The following is a 1,161-nucleotide window of genomic DNA, read 5'->3' as shown; positions in this document are numbered from 1 at the left end:
GCGCGGCGCTGGCCCGTGCCAGCAAAGATGAGACTCATGTCACACTCGCGCTGCCGAGCGGGGTGGCACCCGAGGCGGTGCGCGGCCTGGCCGAAGGGCTGCTGCTGGCGTCGTACCGGTTCCGGCTGGGTGCGGACACCGACGCGCCCGCGCTTTCCGACGTCGACCTGGCGGTCACCGACCCCGAGGCGTACGAGCAGGCCGTCGAGGTGGCGCGGACCACCGCCCGGATGACCCGACTGGCCCGGGACCTCACCAACATGCCCTCCTCGGTGAAGAACCCGCAGTGGTTCGCCGAGCAGGTCACCGAGGCCGCGGCCGACCTGCCCGGGCTCACGCTGCGGGTCCGCGAGCCGGCGCAACTGGCCGCCGAGGGCTTCGGCGGCATCCTCGCCGTCGGTGGCGGATCGGCCAGCGGCCCGCGCCTGGTCGAGCTGGACTGGCATCCCGCGGAGGCCCGGACCCATGTGGTCCTGGTGGGCAAGGGCATCACCTTCGACACCGGCGGCATCTCCATCAAGCCGGTGCCGGCGATGAAGCTGATGCGCAAGGACATGGCCGGTGCCGCCGCCGTCGTGGCGGCCACCCTCGGTGCCGCCACCCTGGGCCTGCCGGTCCGGGTGACCACGCTCGCGCCGCTGGCCGAGAACATGGTCAGCGGGGCCGCGTTCCGGCCCGGCGACGTCGTGCGGCACTACGGCGGGATGACCAGCGAGACGACGAACTCCGATGCCGAGGGACGGCTGGTGCTCGCCGACGCGCTGGCGTACGCCGTCCAGGAACTCAAGCCCGACCTGCTCGTCGACCTGGCCACCCTGACCGGCGCCAACGCGGTGGCGCTGGGCACCCGCACCGGCGCCCTCTACAGCGACAACGACCAGCTCGCCGAGGACCTGCTGGCGGCCATCAGGTCGGCCGGTGAGTCGGCCTGGCGGATGCCGCTGCCCGCCGACTACGTCGAGCACCTCGGCAGCGACCTGGCCGACCTGCACAGCGCGCCGACGCAGGGCGGCGGCTCCGTGCTGGCCGCGCTCTACCTGCGGGAGTTCACCGGCGACCTGGCCGACCGTTGGCTGCACATCGACATGTCCGCACCCTCCTGGTGCGAACGCAACGACGCGGAGCTGACCCGGGGCGCGACCGGCTGGGGCGTACGCGGGC

General features: G+C 73.6%; 1 protein-coding gene. It reads left to right on the top strand.

Annotation, left to right across the window (positions count from 1 at the left end; genetic code table 11):
• A partial coding sequence (locus tag ENC19_RS29165) for a leucyl aminopeptidase family protein (RefSeq protein WP_164450247.1) occupies positions 1-1,161 on the top strand: 1,161 nt, incomplete at both ends.

Source organism: Verrucosispora sioxanthis (genome assembly GCF_010560025.1).
Lineage (GTDB): Bacteria > Actinomycetota > Actinomycetes > Mycobacteriales > Micromonosporaceae > Micromonospora > Micromonospora palythoicola.
Note: the sequence above shows the minus strand (reverse complement) of the source record. Positions and strands in the feature narration are given on the sequence as shown.